This window comes from Sphingobacterium sp. FBM7-1 (assembly GCF_020687765.1).
Lineage (GTDB): Bacteria > Bacteroidota > Bacteroidia > Sphingobacteriales > Sphingobacteriaceae > Sphingobacterium.
In genome coordinates this window covers 1-750 of sequence record NZ_JAJEWJ010000024.1, presented here as the reverse complement: position 1 = coordinate 750, position 750 = coordinate 1, and the positions used below count along the sequence as shown (strand labels likewise).

General features: G+C 35.5%; 2 protein-coding genes. One reads left to right on the top strand and one right to left on the bottom strand.

What is annotated here, in order from left to right:
* Positions 1 to 198: rRNA adenine N-6-methyltransferase family protein (locus LKO28_RS15360; RefSeq protein ID WP_227695905.1), on the top strand; the 198-nt coding region annotated here is incomplete at its 5' end.
* Between the two features lie 209 nt (positions 199 to 407).
* On the opposite strand, the gene LKO28_RS15355 is transcribed toward LKO28_RS15360, so the two are convergent.
* Positions 408 to 750, bottom strand: a 343-nt coding sequence (locus LKO28_RS15355) for an alpha/beta fold hydrolase (protein ID WP_227695911.1), incomplete at its 5' end; no start/stop codon positions are given.

Here is a 750-nt window from a genome sequence, read left to right as displayed (position 1 = left end):
TCCTGTCTGTTAGAGAAACCTGATTTATCTGTAAAAACAGCTTTAAAGTCGATTTTCAGGAAAAGTCAGGTCAGGTCAATTTCGGAAAAATTCGGTTTAAACCTTAATGCTCAAATTGTCTGTTTGTCTCCAAGTCAATGGGTAAACTGTTTTTTGGAAATGCTGGAAGTTGTCCCTGAAAAATTTCATCCTTCGTAGTTCAAAGTCGGGTGGTTGTCAAGATGATTTTTCTGGTTTGGTGTCGTCTTTTAAGCTGCCGCATAACGGTTAGTATATGAAAAGTAGGCGATTTCGAAGTGCCAAATTTTCGGTTAAGCACAAAGTATAATACGAGCCAAAAGCCTTGAATTTACTACTGTTTCGCCTATTTTTTATATACATTGTTAGCGGGTCGTTATTTTTGTTTATCAGTCATTTATGTGTTTTTCTATTCCATCAATTATTGATTTCCAATCATCAACGTGTAATTCGTGTCCTGTACCTTCAAGGGTGATTAGATTTGAACCTTTTATTTTTTCTTGTAAAAAACCTGCATTCTTATAATGCCAAATTTTGTCGTCTGTTCCGTGGATAATTAAGGTGGGTTGTTTGATTTCGTTTAATCTGTTCCAATATTCTTCACCACCTTGCAATGCAGCGTGATTGAACATACTTATATAATTGTTGGCTCTATTGAACTCAGCTCTTATCAGTTTTTCACTTCTTTGTTTGTCAAATTGTTTCTTGCCACTCATTAATTCTGCACCCTGA